Genomic DNA, 18,489 nt, shown 5'->3' on the forward strand with positions numbered 1-18,489 from the left:
GCTTCTGCGGCGATGTCTTGGCGTTCCGATTGTGTTTATGATTCCAAGCGGATCAAGTAACGCAGATGGTCCTTCATATAATCGTCCGCCTTGAACTCGAATCCGAAGGTTTTCTTGATCTGCGAGACGTCGATCGGTCTCTCTCCCGGATCGGGACGCCCGCGGTCCTCCAATGTAATGAGGCTTGACGAGCCCGCGAGATCGACGGCCATCTGCGCAATTTGGGCCCACGTACGGAACTCGGTGCTTACGGACGTGTAATAGCCGCGGTTCAGCGTATCGGAATGGAGCAGGCCGGAGTAGACCTTCACGAGATCGCCCGCCCAGATGAACTGCGTGCCGTCGTTTTTGACGAAGGACATCGGCTTGTTGGCAAGCGCGTTTTTGACCATGTTCACAACCTTAAGATCGGGATACAGGGGGCCTCCCTCCACGCAGGGATTGCCGAACGTGTAACCCGGCCTCACGGCGTTCGCCTGGATGCCGTATTCCTTGGCAATCGCCATCAGATAGGCTTCCGTTGCCGCTTTGGTCGCTCCGTAGTAGTTCAAAGGCTTGATGAAGCCCTCGTCGTTGTTCGGCGCGGTGCCGAAGCTGGCGATCGAAGACGTATAGATAAGCTTCTTGACGCCCGCTTCGGCCGCCGCCTGGAACAGGCGAACGGAAGGAAGCGTCTCGCGAACGAGATTGTCCTCCGCCGTTCCGTCCAGCCAGGACAGCGCGACGTGGATGCAGGCGTCCTGTCCTTTAAGCCCTTCGGTGATCGCACGGGTATCTTCCATATCCCCCTTGATCAGGCGAATCCGATCGTGGCCCACGAATCCCGAAACCTTGTTCGTATTCCGGGCAAGAAGCGTAACCTCGTGGCCGTGATCCAGCATCTCCTTGACGACGTACGACCCGATGAATCCCGTGCCGCCGGTGATGAATATTTTCATGACTTAATCGCTCCTCCGTCTACTCCTTGACGCTGCCCATCACAAGACCGGTCGTGAAGTATTTTTGCAGGTAAGGATAGATGCATAGAATCGGGATCATGGCCAGGAACATTTGCGCGGCCCCCGTCGTGCGGGCGCTGACCATCGACAAATATTTGGACAGATTTCCGCTGAGATCGGTGTTGTTGCGAATGAATTCCTCCGGATTGACGACTACGGTCTGCAAGTACGTCTGCAGCGGATAGTTCTCGATCTTGTTCATGTAGATCATCCCGTCGAACCAGCCGTTCCAATGATCGACGAACGAGAACAGCGTAACCGTCGCGATCGTAGGCGCGGAGACGGGCAGCACGACCCGAAGCAGCGATTGCAGATGACCCGCTCCGTCGATATACGCCGCCTCGAGCAGCTCCTTCGGCAGGCTCCGCATGTAGTTCATGACGACCAGCATGCTGAAGACGGGCAGCGCGCCCGGCAGAACCAGCGACCAGATGGAGTTGATCAGCCCGGTGGTCTTCACCACCATGTACGTCGGAATCAGACCGGCATTAAACAGAATGGTCACGACGAAAAACCACGAGAAGAGGCTCCGGGCTCTGAAATCCCTTTTCGACTTGGAAAGCGGGTACGCCGTCAGGATGATCAGCAGCAGGTTGAGCGGCACGCCGAGCGCAACCCGTTTAAGCGAGACCACCAGAGAGACGAAAAACTTGGACGTATTGGTGATGAATTCGTACGACACTGTCGTAAAGCCGATCGGGAAAAAGGTGACTTCTCCCGCCGCGACCGCCGTTTTATCGGAAAAAGAAACCGCCAGCAGGTTAATGAACGGCGCGATGCACAGTAAGGAGACTAAGATTAGAAACGCGACGTTGACCGCAAGGAAAATCCTGCGCGGAATGGAAGTCTTTATTCTCATGGACCCGCCCCCCGCTAGAAAACTTTATAACCGGTGAATCTGTCGGCCAGGTAATACGAAGTTACGATGAATACAAGGGAAACGCCGGATTTGAACAGCCCTGCGGCCGTGGATAGCGAATATTGTGCTTGCTCGATACCTAGACGGAACACGAACGTATCCAGAATATCTCCGGTGGAATAGACGACCGGGCTGTACATATTGTAGATTTGGTCGAAACCGCCGTTGAGAATGTTAGCGAATCCCAATACAGTCATCAGCACGACAATCGATGTGATTCCCGGCAAAGTAATGTGCCAGGTCTGCCGCCAACGATTCGCCCCGTCGATGACCGCGGCTTCGTAAAGATCCGGCGAAATGCCGGTCAGCGCCGCCAGGTAAATGACCGATCCGAACCCGAAGGCTTTCCATACGTCGCTGATGACCATCGTGGCCGGGAAGACATCCGCATTCCCCAAGAAGAAAATCGGCTCTATCCCCAGCTTCGAGAGAAAAACGTTGACGATGCCTTCGCTCGGCGACAGCAGATTGATCAGAATACCGGACAAAATAACCCACGACAGAAAGTGCGGAAGATAGACCAGGGTCTGAAACATCCGCTTGGCGAACAGGCTTCTGACCTCGTTCAGCAGCAGCGCGAACACCACCGGAACGATAACCCCCGCAATCATTTTGCTCATTGCGATAACGACCGTATTGCGGATGACCGGCCAAATATTGGGCATCGAGAACAACGTATCGAAATTTCGAAAGCCCACCCACTGCTGCGGACCGAACAGGCCTTTGGCCGGGATAAACTTCTGGAACGCAATGATAACGCCGGCCATAGAGCCGTAACTGTAGATGGCCACCAGAACGACCGCCGGAATCAGCATCAGGTACAGGGGCAGCTCTCTGATCAGCCGATCTTCTAGCTTCAGCTTCGCTAACATCCGGAGTTCACCGCCTTTAACTAACAGAGTGCGATACGGCTGCGGCGGGGAACCCCGCCGCAGCATGGCGCGAAATCGTTGATGAAATTCCCTTTATTGAGCCGGGTACAGCCGGTCCATCTCGTCGAGCGCTTCCTGTCCTCCGGCCTTCAGCCATTGCGTTACGAAGCTGTCGAAGGAATCGACGGGCTTGTTGCCGGTAATGATATCGGTGAAGGTGGTGATCGTCAGCGTATCCAGCGAAGACGCCGTCGTCAGCCATACTTCGGGTCTTTGAATGCCCAGTACGCTTTGGACGATCGCGTTGTCCGGAATGTACTCGTTCAATACGATCGGCAGCGAGCCCGATTTGGCCATCTGGCCCCAGGTGCCGAAGGCGTTGTCGTCCTCGGCGAGCGAACCGTCCTCGAAGCCCACAATATAATCGTACAGCGGCTTGGCGGCGGGAGGCAGATCGTCGGAGGAGCCCTTGTCGAACGCCTTCAGCAGATCGGCCGCGTACACTTCGCCCGGTTGGTCGATATAAACCGGGGAAAGCCGGTACTGCTCATCCGCCCAGTATTTCAGATAATCTTCTTTGCTTGAGTAGTTGACGGTCTGATCGTAAAGATTAAGAACCTGGATGACCGCTTCCGGATGCTCGTAATCGGCGCTGACCATCGTCATCTGACCGACGGCGTTGCTCTCGATGCCGATCTTGTAATCGTACCCTTCCGCTTTCGGAATCGGATACGGACGAACGATGACTCCGTCTTTCTTGTACACGTTGTTGTAAGGATACCAAGTGCCCCAGTTGCTGCCGTAAGCCATACCGATCTTGCCGCTCGTGATGTCCTCGACAAGCGCGGATTCGTTCTTGGCGGTAAACTCCTTGTTGACCAAGCCCTTCTTGTACATGTCGGCCAGCAGCGCGAGCGCTTCCTTCATATTCGGCTGAATCCAGGCGAAAGTCATCTTGCCGCTCTCGTCGCGATAGAATACGCTCTCGTCGCGGCCGGGCACGCCGAATGCCGAGACCAGACCAAGGATGCTGCCGTGATTTTGCCGAATGAGGTCCTTGTTGAGCGCAAGTCCGTACGTATCTCCATTAATGCCGTTGCCGTCCGGATCTCCGGTCGCGAACTTCTCCGCGAGCGCCACCATCTCTTCAATGGTCTTCGGCGGCTCCGAGTTCGTATTCTTCAACCAGTCGTCCCGAATCCACAGGAACGGCGCTTCGTGGAAGTTATCGTTCATCCGGGGAATGGCGTACAGCTTGCCGTCGATGGTGGCCCCTGCGAACGAATCGGCGAAACGTTCGCGATAAGCTTTGATCGAATCGGAAGCGTACTTGTCGAACACCTCGCTGAGATCGGCTAGCTGTCCGTTCTGCGCCAGCTGCAGGAATACGTTCGCGTCCTGCGTCTTGAAGACGTCCGGCAGATCGCCCGAGGCGATAATGGCGTTCAGCTTGTTTTTGTAGGCGTCGGTGCTGCTGTCGGCGGAGAAGGCGACTTCCAGGTCGATGTTGAGCTTGTCTTTAATCAGTTGGCTCCACCGGTTGTCATCCCACGTATCTCCGTCAAGCAGCTTGGAAGCGGCCGCGGTCTGAACGGCCCACGACATCTTGACCGGTTCCGTGTATTTGCCTTGAGCGTCCATCGTTTCAGAGGCGTTGCCGGTGCTGGCGGAGCTCCCTGGCGTGCTGCTGCTCTTGGCATTGTTATTGTTGTTAGCGCTTGCACAAGCAGAGATCAAAGAAATGATAAATACAATCGCCAGCAGTCCCGATACAACGTTTCTAAGCCTTATTTTTCCCACGCACAACCCCTCCATTGGGTTAGAATCGTAACTGCAGATTGACTTTTTTTTGACTGACTCTGAAGTCAAAGACGTTCGATCCCCTTCTGTCGTACATGAACAGCCGCTGGTGCGGCCCTCCCCGAGAGGCGGGCTACCGTTGATGCTAGGTAAGGCGACGACGCGCTCCAAACCCGGAACCGCCGTTCACGAACGCGCGTTTATCCGAGAGCGAAACTCCATTCTTCCGCAGCAGGAGCCGCAGAAAAGCGCTACCCTCCCCCTGTTTTTGTATATTTTTGTGAACGCGCGTCTATATGCACATCATACACAAATCGAGAAAACGCTGTCAATTGTTTATTTTACGTGATTTCACCCATTGAATATTCCGCTCTGATTTGTTTCAATTGCGTAAACACGTGTTAATGGTATAATTATCCCAAATACAGCAAGGTTCCCTGCCGGGAACGCATTTTATTCATACTGAGGAGGCCCTATGCGTAAAGACGACGCCCCATTTGTGCCGATTTTTGACGGAAAGTCGCTTCAGGGATGGCATGCCGTCCCCCGATTGCCGGTTGCCCGCGCTCCCGGCCAGCCCGGCCCGGACGTATCCTCCGAGAACTACCTGCGCGCCGCGCAAACTTCCGGACGCTGGACGGTAGAGGATAGCGCGATTGTCGGACGCCAAGACCCGCCGGGTTCCGGGTACGGAGGCTACTTGCTCAGCGACGGCGTGTACGGCGATTTCGAGCTCGTCTTCGAAGCCCGTCCCGATTGGCCGGCGGATACGGGCATTCTGGTACGCACCACCGCTCTTGGATCGCAAGGCTTCCAGATTCTGCTGGACCATCGCCGTTCGGGCAATATCGGCGGAATGTACGGCAACGGGATCGGCGGCTTCCACGGCATCTCGTTCACCCTGGACGCGGAACGCGACGAGCATGGCCGGCCGTCGGGCCTCAGGCTGGAGGACCCTTCCGAGACGATCGAGCCCATGACTCCGGACAAGCCGGCGCTGCTCGACTATGCGGCAACCGGCGAGCAGTTTCTGGCCGCCTGGAAATGGGATGAATGGAATGAATTCAGAATTCGCGTCGAAGGGGCCTCCCCGCGGATCGCCGTGCACATTAACGGGGTGAAAATTTCGGAGATGGACACGGAAAAGCTGCGGCATCCGCTGTATGACGCCGCCGCGGCTCGCGAGCTGCTGGGGCCGAAAGGGCACATCGCCTTCGAGGTCCACGACAACGATCCGGGAATGGGCGACGAGCGCTGGGGCCCGAACTCGGCCTGCCGTTGGCGCAACATCCGGATTCGCGAGCTTTAAGCCGAAGCGCTTGTCCCCTAAAGGATTCAAGCTGCTTTGAAAGATGATCCATACGAAAGGTGCAAGGGGTATGTACCTCCTTCCGATGCTATACGCTCCTGAAACCTGAATAGGTAAACCCGTCAATGGGTGATTTCAGGAGCGTATGAGGCATTCTCCAGGAGGTACATACCCCTTCTTTGTCTATCGATCCTCTCAAGCAACTCCGCTTAGGGGACAAGCTCTTGGCTGCTACGCTTGAAAAAATAGCGACCGCGGCAGGACAGCGTGCACGACAAAAAGACTCTGACGAGAGCGTGGAGGCCAGAGCCTTTTTGTCGTTAGTCGCCGGTCGGATAGATCAGACCCTTCGGCAAGAATCCCTGACCACCAGACTGCAATCCAGAGAAATCTCCCGCACGACGGGCGTCTTGTCCTCGATTCGGGCGATCAGACACAAGGTCATCCGCTTCAGCATGCCGCTGAAATCGACGCGAATCGTCGTCAATGCCGGATGATGCTTCGCGCTTAGCGCATGATCGTCGAACCCGATAACGGAGATGTCCTCGGGAACCTGCACCCCGTGCTCCTTAAGCTCCCGAATCGCGCCGAACGCGACGCTGTCGTTCGCCGCAATGATGGCCGTGGGCAGCTCGCCGCCTTTGCCGAGAAGCGTTCGCATGGCATGAACCCCGCTGGACTCGTTGAAATCGCCGTCCAACACCCAATCCGGATTCACCTCCAGGCCGCACATGCGCATCGCCATCAGGAAGCCTTCGTATTTGGTCTGCCCGGACAGCCGCTTCATATCGCCGTTAATGACGCCGATCTTCGTATGGCCGAGTCCCGCCAAATAAGCGACCGCCTGCTTCATGCCCGAATCGTTGTTGAAATTGGAGACGATCCGGTTGGGCTCGGGATGCTCCGGAAGCTCCTGATCGAAGATGCCTACCGTGAACCCTTCTTCGATCAGCTCCTCGATGAACGGTTCGCGGATCGCCGCGCCGATGAAGATTCCCCCGTCGATCCGGCGCTGGTAGAAGATTTCTCTGACGTTCTTGATCACTTCGGTGTCCTTCGTATGTCGAATAATATGAGTCAAAACATAATACCCGTGCTCGGACGCATGCGCAATAACGCTTACGATCAGCATATTGGTGAGAATGTCGCCGGCGACGTGGCCCTGGTCGATCAGGAACAGCCCGATCGTGCGCGAGCGTTTGCCGGCCAGCGCCTGAGCGGATGCGTTGGGAAAATAATTGTATTGTTGAATGACTTTCATGACCTTGTCGCGCGTCTCGGTCGGCACGTTCGAATAATTATTGATGACCCTGCTCACCGTGCTGCGCGATACTCCGGCGAGACGGGCAATCGCCGTGCTGTTGACTTCCGATTTTTTCATCATACCATCCTCTGCCATGAACACGTGTTTACAAATTCATCATAACATACGGATGCAAAACATTGTCAATCTCTTTGAAGTTTCCCCGATCGCGCCGCCTATCGCCCCGAAGTATAGCAGGGGTAATGCCTCTTCTCTTGCACCTGCCGCGCCACCCCCGCAGCGGCCCGATCAATTCCCCGCCGGCATGTCCTCCAGCACCTGTCCGAGCCGGTCGAGATTCTGTTCATTGCCCTCTACGCAATAGGGCTTGGCTTGCTCGTATTCCTCCGCGTTCTTGAATTGCTGACGGAAAACGACGCGGGTACGCCCTTCCACGTTCTCGAAAACGGCCGTAATCCGGAACTCGTGGCCGGTCAGATGGTCGAGCACGATTCTCTCCGGGGGCACGGTCTCCGCAAAAACGCTGCGATTCGGATAATCCGTGCCGTCCGGTCCGTGCATCGTGAACCGCCACTCGCCTCCCGGTCTGATCTCGCATTCGTGAAACGTGTTCGTGAAGCCGTGCGGTCCCCACCAGCGGGCCAGCAGCTCGGGGGTTGTCCAGGCTCGATATACCCGTTCTCGCGGCGCGTCGAATACGCGCGAGCTGACAATTTCGTTCTCTCCCGCCGTCATTCCGTTTCCTCTTCCGCCAACATTTTGCCCAGCGCATCCAGCATCAGTCCCGTGCCGTGCTCCCGCACTTCCGGCGTATCGTGCCCGTCGAAGAACGCCCCTTGCTCCGTAAAAATCAATTTCGTGCCGTCCTGAACCGCAATCAGCTCGACCGTCGTAATCGAGACGGAGACGCGCGTCTCTCCGGCATCCAGCGTGTACGTGTAGACGATGCGCCGGTCCGGAACCAGCTCCTGGTAGCTGGCGTCGAATGTAAAGATCGGTCCCTCCGGCGGCCCTCCGCTGCTGTACTCGCGCCCGCCTACCCGAAATTCAAAAATTTCCGGCTTCGAATACCACTTGGCTTTAACGCCCGCGTCGGCCCACGCTTGATATACCCGCTCCGGCGAAGCGGCGTATGTCCGCTCGACAATAAAAGTCGCATGCTTGACGAATCTTTCACTCATCATTTTTTTCCTCCTCTGATTTGGATCTTCCGTTATCCGCGGCGAGAAAATGTCCCAACGCATCCAGATGTCTGCCCCAGCTCGTCCGCCTTTCGATGACCGGCTTCTCCAGCTCCCGCTTCATCGCCTGCAGCAGGTCGGTGAAATCCTTGACCGTCAGCGGCGCCTCGCCCTGCATCTGCTTCGAAACATAAGCGAGCTGCTCCAACCGTTTCTGCTGCAGCTTTATCCGTTCCTTGATTCGCTCCATCTGCAGCTCGACGATTTCCAGCGGCGTCATTTTCCCTTCGGTTAATGCCGCTTGGATCTCCTCGAGAGACAGCCCCAGCTCCTTAAGCGATAAAATCTGGTGCAAGCGGGACAGGTCCGCCGCGTCGTACAGTCTGTGACCGGACTCCGTCTGTCCCGAAGGAGAGAACAGTCCGATCTGATCGTAGAACCGCAAGGTTCTTACGGTTAACCCCGTCAGGCGGGCGAGCTCCCCGACCTTCCAATTTTTTTTCATGAATCAGCCCCATCCTTTGGCGCATGCGTTTTACCGGTAATCTTATTATAAATCCTTACGCAACGTAAGGTTCAAGCACGAATTCTTCCCATTGCCAAAAACCTATTCCATATCCTGCCAAATCAATGTATAATCTTGTTAATTCTTGTCGATTTGTAGGAGATAAGAAAATTCGAATGATGAGTATGGAGAGGTGTGCGGCTTGAAGAAGGCTTTGTCGGTATTATTGCTATTCAGTATGTTTCTTACTGCTTGCTTTGGCGGTAACGAGACGGAGGTACAACCCTCCAAGGGGCCGAAGGAAACCATTCAGTCCCCGTCGCAGGCCGTCATCAATACAAGCGTCGGCGGAACGGTTCTCGACCTCAAGAAGAAGTACGGCTCCGATCAGGACAAATCGTTAATGCCTATGTATAACGTTCCTCGGGATAAAGTGTTCGAGTTTAAGTTTAACAGCAACGTATGGGGCGAGGAGGACGTAATTACCGTCCATACGGATATCAAGGCGGAGGAGAGAAGCCGTATCTTGAGTTTCGTCTCCCCTAAAGACTTTCAGGAAAACATCACGATTCTCGAAATAAAGCCGGTCGGCTCGGTATTATCCGCTTCCGAGCATCTGAACGGATACGAGGGCTGGGGAAATGCGCCGATCTATTATATCCGGATCAACTACGATATGGACGCGACGACTCCCACCAAGCTGGAGAAGCCCATTATCGTTCCGTTTACCGTCAAATCCGAAGTAGAGGTTCCGAATCTTAAGGCCAATGTAAGCAGCGACGGCCGCTTCAAATTGAGCTGGAACAGGATAGAAGGCGCGACCGAATATAAAATCTATCGGCGCAGCAAAGTCGTATTGCTGGAGACGACCAACCTGCCGGTGACGGGGGCCGAGGAAGCGTATATCGGACCGGGACCTTTGCTCGAAGCTACGGTCAAGGAGACTGAGTATGACGACTTCCTGCATGACGGCAAGGGCGGTCTGCTCGAGGTTCTTGACGACAGCAGAATTTCCGGGCAGAATCGGGGCGTTAACGGCGAATATTACGTGACGGCGGTCAAGGATGGCAAAGAGTCTATTTTCAGCCATGCCGCAAGCACGGTGGCTTTGTCCTCCCAGTTGCCGGCAGGGCTTGACGGAGACAACAATATTTCCAATGCCTCTTTCGATCGCGCTTCCTCTTTGCCCGCCAAAGTCGACGTTACCTTTATCGACGGCTCTACTGCCCCGAGGGACGTTATTTACGACGTTAACGTAAGCATCGAGGAATTCGGCCAGACGGAAATCCCTTATGCGATCAAGGGCACGGCCATGAAGGGCTTCGTATATGTCGAGAAGCTGACGGAGGCCGATCTTAAAGCGCTTGCCGATGCCCGGCCCAAAGACGGCTCTACCGGCTTTATCGCGCCCGACAACACGACCGATTACATACCCGAGCCGGATGTCCCTACCGTTATTGAAGCTCCTTCTCCGGGCGCGGAGCAGGACAAGAGCCTGGAAGAAGCTCAGAAGGAGAACACGGAGCAGAAGGTCGAAGAAGGCAACCAGCTTCCGGTGCCCGCTCCCGAGGTAATCGAGGACGTTAAGCTCAATGCGGAGACGGCGCTCGAGGAGTATTTGGCGATCAACATGATCGATGTTCAGGACCGCATTTCGCTGAAGGCTTTTCCCGAAGCCCAAAACTTCGAGACCATCTCCGACGTGCTGCAAGAGGTCATGTATCAGAATCCGCTTGTTCTTGGCCTTCGGGGCTGGAGATACGACTATCGCTCCTTGACGCTGGAGCTGAAATACGAGGAATCCGCGGACGTCATCAAGCAGAAGCAAAAGGAAGTGCTCTCCGAGGCCAACAAAATCGTTGCCGAGATCTTTAAACCGGATATGTCGGATGAACAGAAGTATAAGGCCATCTACGATTATCTGAATGACAATACGAAGTATGACGATGCCGCGCTCGATAATGCCGAGGCCAACGAATACCAGGAGGTCGATCCCGAGTTCAACGACTCGTTCACCACTTACGGAATTATGGTCAAAAAGGTCGGCGTATGCGCCTCTTACGCCTCCGTCTACAAGATGTTGAGCGATATGGCGGGACTGGAGACCATCGTCGTAACCGGCAATATGAGCGGCGTCCCGCACGCCTGGAACAAGGTGAAGCTGGCTAACGGCTGGGTGCATGTCGACTCCACGAACAATGCAACGAACAGCGGCATTCCGTATCTTCTGTTCTATTCCAACGACGAGATCGCGGAGTCCTTGGACTTCGCGCTGTCCAAGGAATTCTGGAAGGACGAAGAGCTGTCGAACTTCGCGTCTGCGGACGGCTCCAAGGATTATTACGTTGCGAACGGTCTGGAAGCCAAAACGTCTTCGGAGTTCGGCTCCGCGCTGTCCAAGCAAGTGAAGGCCGGCAGCACTCAAATCGTAATTCGATTGGCCGCCAGGATCGAGCAGAGCGATTTGATCGAGGAAGCGCGGAAGGTCATCGGCGAACTGCCGGAAGACCAGCAGGAAAGAGCCACTATGGGCAGCTTGAGCAATTACGTGGTAGTTGGCTTGTAGTCAAAAAGGGAATGGGACATAGGGGAAAAGACTTAGCTCCGACAGGGAAAGCTGCGACAGGTCGCTGCAAGCGATCTGCCGCAGCTATTCAGTTCGGAAGCCGCGGGGGTTCCGACGACAGCATTCTTGTCGGAGACGATTCAGGATAAGATTAGCGAATTTTATACTTTCTGAATCGTTAAAAAAGAGCTTGATAATAATTATCATTATTGCTAAAATAAAAAAGCAAGAGAGCTCGGCAAAGCCCTCTCGCTTCAAGACCAGGCAGCTTATTTTACTTCAAAAGTGACGCAATCCGTTTCTGCAGAGCGGTCCGCTTCCTTGGCGCCGTTGCTCACGATCTTGATCGTGGCGGCGTTACAGCGATTCTGTTCCGACCAGAATCGGCAGGAGTTCACTTCGCACAATACGTCCTTAGCCATGGAGATTCACCTCCTTGTGTCAGTTAAACGACTGTGCGCGTCGAAGCCGATTTCGAGCAAGGTGACGCTTGTCCGAAATGAGTTCAATCCCTTTCTCTAATTCGTAGAGGAAAGGGTTATTCGCGCTTCAGCCGTTATTTAATTCTATCATAACAAAACGAGGTTTAAGAGGCAACAAAGATTAAGACCGGGAATCCGCTCCTCTTGTTGAGGAAGCGATTTCCCGGTCCTTTGTCTTCTACGGCTGACCAATCGACGCACCCCCGTGCTCCGACTGGCGATTCCTTCGAGCCTTCAGCTCCAAAATCGGTCGAAGCCGCCCAGTAACAGCCCCGTAGACCGCTAAATGCAGGCAGCTGCTTGAATGGGCCTCCTTAACGGCCTCTCAGATCGCTAAATGCAGGCAACTGCTCGAATGGGACCCCGTAACGGCCTCTCAGACCGCTAAATACAGGCAGCTGCTCGAATGGGCCTCCTTAACGGCCTCTCAGACCGCTAAATATAGGCAGCTGCTCGAATGGGCCCCCTTAACGGCCTCTCAGACCGCTAAATGCAGGCAACTGCTCGAATGGGCCTCCTTAACGGCCTCTCAGACCGCTAAATGCAGGCAGCTGCTCGAATGGGGCTCTGTAACGGCCTCTCAGACCGCTAAATGCAGGCAACTGCTCGAATGGGACCCCGTAACGGCCTCTCAGACCGCTAAATACATGCAGCTGCTCGAATGGGCCCCCCGTAACGGCCCCAAAGGTTTACGGGGCTTCGGTGACCGCGGCTCGCACGTCGTCGACCACGCTGCCGTCGGCAATCGGGCCGGAAGACATCCAGGTTCTGGCCGAAACCTTGAACACATGGTCGTTCTTGACGGCGGGCATCGCTTTCCATACCTGCAGCTTCTCGACCTCGGTTGCGGCCGAAGTCTCCTTCGCGTACTCCTCGGAGGAGCTGATCGATCCCCCATAGATGGCGAATACGTAATCCGCGGTAATGGAAGGCAGCTTTTCCAGCGACGTATTGATTCCCCAGTCTTCCCCCGATTCCTTCTGGAATTCGGCGATGCTCGCGTCCGGCTGCAGCCCCAGCTCGTTGTAGATAAGCGGAGCGAAGCTGGGGAAAAACACCTGCAAATCCTTATCCGAAGGGCGGAGGAAAACGACGGTATTGGCCGAACCGGCCGCTGCCGCGATCGCCTCCTTGGCCTGCTTCAGCTTGTCGTCGTAGGCGGCGATGGCCGTCTGCGCCTTGTCCTCCAGCCCGAGCGCCTGGCCGATCTCGACGATGCTCGCTTTCCAGTCGCCCGGCGTGAAGGCGATCGTCGGAGCGATCTTGCTCAGCTTGTCGTAGCCTTGCTGGTCCGTGAAATACCCTTGCAGGACGATCAGGTCCGGCTTCGCCGCCAATATCGCTTCGAAATTCGGATTCAGATCCGCGCTGCCCGATAACGGGACGTTCAGCTCTTTCAGCCGGTCGTACAAATAGTAGCCATCGAAGCCGTAGGCGTATACAAGCGGAGCGCCCAGCGACAGGGCGATATCCTCGAGGCCGAAGACGGCGACGCGCTGCGGGTGAAGCGGAATTTCCGTCTCGCCGTAATAGTGCTTGACCGTCCTCGTCTGCGCCTCTTCGGACGAGGACGAAGGGCTCGGACTGGGACTTGCCTCGGGACTTGGGCTCTGGCTTTGGCTTGGGCTGGCTGCCGGACTTGAAGCATTCGCGGAATCGTTTCCGCTGCTGCCGCATGCGCTCATCAGAAGCACCGCCAGCAATACGGCGATCAAACCTGCGATTCCCCGGACGTTCTTGCGAACGACGACGGCGCTACGTTCTGCGCGAACGGTTTTCTCTAATCGAAACACGGTTATCCCCCTAATTTGAAATTGAGAATCATTATCATCTCGCTCATTATAAAGAGGATATCCTCCGCAGGGAATACAATATAATGCCGAATTTTCCGCGCTAGAGAGCACGAAATAACATTTTCATCTCTTGAAGCAGCTGCATCTGCCGGTTGGCCGTATACTCCAATATCGGTTCCTGCTGCCAATTGCTATCGGAGCCCAGGCAGACCTGACGATTGCGCACCGCCTTCAGCTCCTTCCATGCCCCCGTGCGCTGCAGCCGTTCCCATTCCGCCTGTGACTGGCGATCCTTCATGACGGAAATCAGCAGAACATCCGCATCGAACGCTTCCAGCCTGTCCTCCGTCACGAATTCGGTAAACGGAATCCGTTCGATTCCCGCGGCAGGCGAGATCCGCAGATCGTCATAGAGCGCCGTTCCGGCTCGCCGGCCCCAGATCTGCAGGCCGCGGGCCGAAATATTCAGAATCAGCCATGTTCCCTGCCGGAGCGAAGAAGGAACGGTCTTCCTCGCTTCGGCGGCCTGCTCTTCGTAACGGGCGAGCCACCGCTCCCCCTCCTTCTCCCGCTCCATGAACCTGGCGGTCTGGATCAAGTGCGCCTTCCAGCTCTCTTCGTGCCATCTCAGGAACAGCGTCGGCGCAATCTCCTTCAGACGCTCCTTCTCCTCCTCGACGATCGTATCGCCGAGGGCGACGATTCGATCCGGCCGGGCGCGGAGCAGCGCCTCGCGGTTGAAGTCGTAATCGTGGCTGAGCGGGACTTTGACGTCGAAGCGGTATTTGCGCCGATAGTCGTCCGACCAGCTCTGGTCGATCGGCGCCGCATAGGGGATGATCCCCAGCGTCAGCAGGTGGCCGATGTTGGGCCAGCTGTATGCGGCCGTCCGGCACTCCCGGCTGCCCCTATAGCTTCGCGGCGAGATTCCGACCAGCTTCTTGAACTGGCTGCTGAAATACAGCGGGTCCTTGTAGCCGACCGCCTCCGCCACCTTCCGCAGCGGGGCTCCCGCTTCCATCAGCCGCTTGGCTTCATTCGTACGCAGCTCCGCCAGACATTCCATGACGCTCTGGCCGAAGCGCTCCTTGAACGATCTCATAAAATAGTAACGGCTCATGCCGACTCTGCCGGCCAGGTCGTCCACGGTCAAGCTTTCCCGGAAGCAATGCCGCAGATAGGCATGCGCCCGGTCCAACGCGTCCCCGTGATCGTCCTGCTTCTTGAACAGCAGATGCAGAAGCTCCAGAAACCCGGCCTGTCCGGCCAGGCGATCTATCGGTTCGGCGCTCTCCCATCCCTCCGCCGTCTTCTCGCACAAGGACAGCAGGCGCGAATCGGCAGGAACGTTAACCCGCCTGCGCTCCGTCAGCCATGCAGCCGATCGGCGGATCTCTTCCTCGGAGCCGAGTATATCGAATAGGAAGCGATATTGAAGACGGCGGCCGTCGCCCTCGCAATTCGTCTCGACCCTCTGGCCCGGTCGAACGAAATAGGCCGAATTCGCCTGCAGGGGATAGAGCAGGCCGTCGATAATAATCTGGCCGCAAGACTCCCCCGGCACGAAGAGCAAATAGGCCGGAGCCGACGCATGGACGATTCGAAACGCCTTATTTTCCCGCTCGCGGATACTTTCCTTAAGTTGAAACCAGACGTTCCCGAGCGCGCGGCCGTCCGCTGCCCCGTCCGCCTCCTCTTGATGATGCGACATGCCAATTCTCCTCCCGCCGACTTCTGGTTAGATCGTAATTGAAAATCATTCTCAATGTCAACCGACTTTCTTTTCCTCCATTATTCGACGCAGCGTCTTGTCCCCTTCTCAAAAGATGAACCCTTCCCCCGTTTGTGACAATATGTAGATGAATGGCCATTCGGGAAGGAGAAGTGACTTGGATATCGATGAGTTGATCGAGCTCGTGAAACTGCACGGCAAGTCGATTTACGGATTTTGCTATAAGCTGACGGGGAACAAAGAGGATGCCGACGATCTGTATCAGGAAACTTTTCTCAGGGCCGTGGAACTGCGATACAAGATGGACGCGTCCCGCAATCCTAAAGCTTTCCTCCTGTCGGTCGCCATTCTGCTGCACAAAAACAATCGGAGAAAGCTCGCCAGGAGGCAAAGAATCGCCCCCGTAACCGAGCTTGACGATACGGCGGCCGGTTCCGGTTCGCTGGCAAGCCAAACGACGCCGGAACACGCGGTGCTGTCGCTTGAGCTGCGAGCTTTGATTCGGGACGCGGCCCATCGACTGAACGACAAGCTGAGGCTCCCCCTTTATATGTATTACACGGCGAATATGACCGTCGAAGAGATTGCCGCGGCGCTGAGAGTTCCGCCCGGAACCGTGAAGAGCAGATTGCATAAAGCGCGCCAGGCCTTGAGAAAAGAATTGGAGGTTGATTCCCTATGAAGGATGCGGATTGGGAACGATTGCTGGAAGAATCCTTGGCTTCCGCGGAGGAGCCGGAAGAGGAGTTGAATCAAACCGTCATCCGCCGATTAAGGGAGCATAGACAAATGAAGCCTAAATATAAGAAAAGATTATCCGTGGGACTATTAGCCGCCGTCTTGCTGCTGGTACTGTCCGTATCGGCGTATGCAGCGACTCAGCTCTTCAGTCCCAAGCAGGTCGCCGAGCGCCTGGGAGACCGGCTGCTGGCGGAAGCGTTCGAAAGCGATGACGCCATTGCAATCGATCAATCGACGGCTTCCGGAGACTATCGCTTTACGCTGCACGGCCTCGTCTCGGGAGCGGGTCTTCGCGAGTTCCCCCAGTCCTCGGAGGAAATCTACCCGGACAGAACCTATGCGGTCGTCTCTATAGCCAGACAGGACGGCAAGCCGATGCCGGACACCGCCGATCCCGAATACGGCAAGGACCCGTTCTTCGTCTCGCCGTTGATTAAAGGCCAGAGACCGTGGCAGGTTAACATTTTCACGATGAACGGCGGATACGGCGAAACGGTTATGGATGGCGTGACTTACAGAATCATCGAGTGCGACCAGGTGGAAATGTTCGCGGACCGAGGGGTGTATTTGGCGATCTCCAGCGGCAGCCCGTTCTACAGCAACGAGGCGTTTGCGTATGACGAAGCTACGGGCGAGATCCGCGCCAGGGAGGATTATTCCGGCTCATCCGTATTGTTCGATCTCCCTATCGACCTGTCCAAAGCAGACCCCGGCAAGGCGGAAGCTTATTTGAAAGCTCTGCTGAATCCGCCCTCCTCTCCGGAAACGACGGATGAAGAAAGCCCCGCCGCCGAGGAGGAAAACAAGGAGCTGACCCGGATTAAAAACGCGCGTGCCAAAATGCTCGCCGGCGAAAGGTTCGGCGAGACGATTCCGGAATCCGTCAGGGAAGTAAGCTACGACGATTCGGGAAAAGTCAAATATTCTTATGACGGATGGGACGTAACGTCGTCTCCCGAGGACCTCTTCCGCGAAGGCGAAGTCGGATTTTCCCATCAGTTAACCATTAGCGGGAAGGATGACGTCTACAAGGCGCTGCTGTTTCACCGGGACGAGAACGGCGTCATTACCGGTAGAATCGTCCTATTGGATTAGCGCAATTCCGGCAGGCAGCGACAAGGGGCTGATCCATAGGTCAGGGCAATAAAAGGATCGATCACAAGATGGGGGATATATCTCCTGTAGAGCGAAGCGCCTGCCTCATACGGTCATGAAATTACCCTGTTACGGGTTAGACAATTCCTCATTTCATGGCCGTATCAGCAGCGGAAGGAGATATATCCCCCATGATATAAATCGATCCGTTATTGCCTGCTAATGACCTATGGATCAGCCCCTTATGCCGATCTTGCTTTACGGATGGGCTACCGCGAAAGCTTCCGCCGCTGCCGCCAGATAATAAGCCAGGCCGGTTTGCTGGCTCTCGAGCATCATAAGATGAAAGTCGTCGCTCAGAAAAAAACGAGTCTGCGCCGCGAAGTCGTTGGCCGACATCCCGTTCCCATGCCGACTTATAAACTCGAGATGGTCCCGAATCCCGCTTCCTATTTTCGCATCGTTATGCTTGACGCCATCCTTTAGCGAGCTTGCCATAAGCTTCATAAAGGCCATGGCTTCGACCGCTTGCTCGTTCATCTCCCGAACGTCGGCCGGAGCGACCTCAAGAGGCTCCATCCCGTACGTTTCCTTCAGGTGCCGATTTTGCCCGGCCAGCGCTTCGTTCCACTCTTCCTCGTTGTCGAACCCGTCGAACATTTCCTGATGATTCATGTTTTTCTCCTCCTTAACGTGTGATATGGAGCTTCGCAAAGTTTGCACGATGGCTTCCAGCCTTCGCTGTCGGCCAAGGAGCAGCTCCTCCTGCCGCAGAAGGAGGGATAGCCGGTCCGAACGCCGCTCCAGCAGGGTCTTGATTTGCTCCAATGGGAAATCCAATTCCTTATAAAACAAAATCTCCTGCAGCCGCTCCAGCTCCCGCGTCCCATACAAACGGTATCCGGCTTCGCTCACCTTGCCCGGCAGCAGAAGGCCGATCTTGTGATAATGATGAAGCGTCTTGATCGATACATGGGACAGCTCCGATACCTCTTTTACCGTGTACAGCACTGCGCGTTCCTCCTTTCACCCTTAGCTTAAAGTCTCCCCTAAGAGGAGAGTCAAGTCCAATTTTTTAGCCGTTTCCTTGATTTCGGCCAAGCGAGGATAGCAGATTTTATACTTGCCGGTAGAGTAGAGAACTGGAATTTCATTGGAGGGCGCAAGCCCTCCATTTACTTTTCCAGCCCCCCCTTCATCAAACCGGACGTGAGGTTTTCCCTCATCCGGCT

At 55.6% G+C, this 18,489-nt stretch carries 17 protein-coding genes; 4 read left to right on the forward strand and 13 right to left on the reverse strand.

The window, feature by feature from the left end:
- Positions 1-35: 35 nt before the first annotated feature.
- The 4 genes from ACFFT4_RS02245 to ACFFT4_RS02260 all read right to left on the reverse strand — a co-directional run bounded on the left by ACFFT4_RS02245 (position 36) and on the right by ACFFT4_RS02260 (position 4,589).
- Positions 36-938: an NAD-dependent epimerase/dehydratase family protein gene (locus ACFFT4_RS02245; protein ID WP_378044714.1), complete on the reverse strand. Its 903-nt coding sequence runs from the start codon at positions 936-938 to the stop codon at positions 36-38.
- Positions 939-957: 19 nt separating this feature from the next.
- The gene (locus tag ACFFT4_RS02250) at positions 958-1,857 is read right to left on the reverse strand and encodes a carbohydrate ABC transporter permease (RefSeq protein ID WP_378044716.1); all 900 of its coding nucleotides are present in this window, start codon (positions 1,855-1,857) and stop codon (positions 958-960) included.
- Between the two features lie 14 nt (positions 1,858-1,871).
- Positions 1,872-2,789, reverse strand: a complete 918-nt coding sequence (locus ACFFT4_RS02255) for an ABC transporter permease (RefSeq protein ID WP_378044717.1) — start codon at positions 2,787-2,789, stop codon at positions 1,872-1,874.
- Positions 2,790-2,882: 93 nt separating this feature from the next.
- On the reverse strand, positions 2,883-4,589 hold the full coding sequence (locus ACFFT4_RS02260) for an extracellular solute-binding protein (protein ID WP_378044719.1): 1,707 nt from the start codon (positions 4,587-4,589) through the stop codon (positions 2,883-2,885).
- Between the two features lie 475 nt (positions 4,590-5,064).
- Between ACFFT4_RS02260 and ACFFT4_RS02265 the strand changes: the two genes are divergently transcribed.
- The gene (locus ACFFT4_RS02265) at positions 5,065-5,898 is read left to right on the forward strand and encodes a 3-keto-disaccharide hydrolase (protein ID WP_378044721.1); all 834 of its coding nucleotides are present in this window, start codon (positions 5,065-5,067) and stop codon (positions 5,896-5,898) included.
- Positions 5,899-6,238: 340 nt separating this feature from the next.
- Here the strand turns inward: ACFFT4_RS02265 and ACFFT4_RS02270 are convergent, their stop codons facing one another.
- The 4 genes from ACFFT4_RS02270 to ACFFT4_RS02285 all read right to left on the reverse strand — a co-directional run bounded on the left by ACFFT4_RS02270 (position 6,239) and on the right by ACFFT4_RS02285 (position 8,848).
- Positions 6,239-7,279: a LacI family DNA-binding transcriptional regulator gene (locus tag ACFFT4_RS02270; RefSeq protein ID WP_378044723.1), complete on the reverse strand. Its 1,041-nt coding sequence runs from the start codon at positions 7,277-7,279 to the stop codon at positions 6,239-6,241.
- 171 nt (positions 7,280-7,450) lie between these two features.
- Entirely contained in the window at positions 7,451-7,897 is a 447-nt protein-coding gene (locus tag ACFFT4_RS02275; RefSeq protein WP_378044725.1) for an SRPBCC family protein, read from the reverse strand.
- Complete coding sequence (locus ACFFT4_RS02280; RefSeq protein ID WP_378044727.1) at positions 7,894-8,343, reverse strand: SRPBCC family protein; 450 nt, start codon at positions 8,341-8,343, stop codon at positions 7,894-7,896. Before ACFFT4_RS02280 ends, ACFFT4_RS02275 begins: the two co-directional genes overlap by 4 nt.
- Entirely contained in the window at positions 8,336-8,848 is a 513-nt protein-coding gene (locus ACFFT4_RS02285) for a MerR family transcriptional regulator (protein WP_378044729.1), read from the reverse strand. The genes ACFFT4_RS02280 and ACFFT4_RS02285 overlap by 8 nt, the downstream gene beginning before the upstream one ends.
- A 202-nt stretch (positions 8,849-9,050) precedes the next feature.
- Here ACFFT4_RS02285 and ACFFT4_RS02290 point away from each other — a divergent pair, with 202 nt between their 5' ends.
- Positions 9,051-11,414 carry a transglutaminase domain-containing protein gene (locus ACFFT4_RS02290; protein ID WP_378044730.1) on the forward strand — a complete coding sequence of 788 codons (2,364 nt, stop codon included), beginning with the start codon at positions 9,051-9,053 and terminating at the stop codon, positions 11,412-11,414.
- 269 nt (positions 11,415-11,683) lie between these two features.
- On the opposite strand, the gene ACFFT4_RS02295 is transcribed toward ACFFT4_RS02290, so the two are convergent.
- The 3 genes from ACFFT4_RS02295 to ACFFT4_RS02305 all read right to left on the reverse strand — a co-directional run bounded on the left by ACFFT4_RS02295 (position 11,684) and on the right by ACFFT4_RS02305 (position 15,400).
- Complete coding sequence (locus tag ACFFT4_RS02295; protein WP_378044732.1) at positions 11,684-11,836, reverse strand: DUF1540 domain-containing protein; 153 nt, start codon at positions 11,834-11,836, stop codon at positions 11,684-11,686.
- Positions 11,837-12,585: 749 nt separating this feature from the next.
- The gene (locus ACFFT4_RS02300; protein WP_378044734.1) at positions 12,586-13,689 is read right to left on the reverse strand and encodes an ABC transporter substrate-binding protein; all 1,104 of its coding nucleotides are present in this window, start codon (positions 13,687-13,689) and stop codon (positions 12,586-12,588) included.
- Positions 13,690-13,789: 100 nt separating this feature from the next.
- Positions 13,790-15,400 (reverse strand): helix-turn-helix domain-containing protein, encoded by a 1,611-nt coding sequence (locus ACFFT4_RS02305; RefSeq protein WP_378044736.1) that lies wholly within the window; start codon positions 15,398-15,400, stop codon positions 13,790-13,792.
- A 178-nt stretch (positions 15,401-15,578) separates the two neighbouring features.
- On the opposite strand from ACFFT4_RS02305, the gene ACFFT4_RS02310 reads away from it, so the two are divergent.
- Together ACFFT4_RS02310 and ACFFT4_RS02315 are read left to right on the forward strand one after the other, a co-directional pair.
- Positions 15,579-16,103, forward strand: coding sequence for an RNA polymerase sigma factor (locus ACFFT4_RS02310; RefSeq protein ID WP_378044737.1), 525 nt, complete (start codon positions 15,579-15,581; stop codon positions 16,101-16,103).
- The gene (locus ACFFT4_RS02315) at positions 16,100-17,257 is read left to right on the forward strand and encodes a hypothetical protein (RefSeq protein WP_378044738.1); all 1,158 of its coding nucleotides are present in this window, start codon (positions 16,100-16,102) and stop codon (positions 17,255-17,257) included. The genes ACFFT4_RS02310 and ACFFT4_RS02315 overlap by 4 nt, the downstream gene beginning before the upstream one ends.
- 258 nt (positions 17,258-17,515) lie before the next feature.
- Here the strand turns inward: ACFFT4_RS02315 and ACFFT4_RS02320 are convergent, their stop codons facing one another.
- Together ACFFT4_RS02320 and ACFFT4_RS02325 are read right to left on the reverse strand one after the other, a co-directional pair.
- The gene (locus ACFFT4_RS02320; protein WP_378044740.1) at positions 17,516-18,268 is read right to left on the reverse strand and encodes a MerR family transcriptional regulator; all 753 of its coding nucleotides are present in this window, start codon (positions 18,266-18,268) and stop codon (positions 17,516-17,518) included.
- 21 nt (positions 18,269-18,289) lie between these two features.
- The coding region (locus ACFFT4_RS02325) for a hypothetical protein (protein ID WP_378044742.1) at positions 18,290-18,489 on the reverse strand (200 nt) is incomplete at its 5' end.

This window comes from Cohnella cellulosilytica, from assembly GCF_042431195.1.
Taxonomy (GTDB): Bacteria; Bacillota; Bacilli; order Paenibacillales; family Paenibacillaceae; genus Cohnella; species Cohnella cellulosilytica.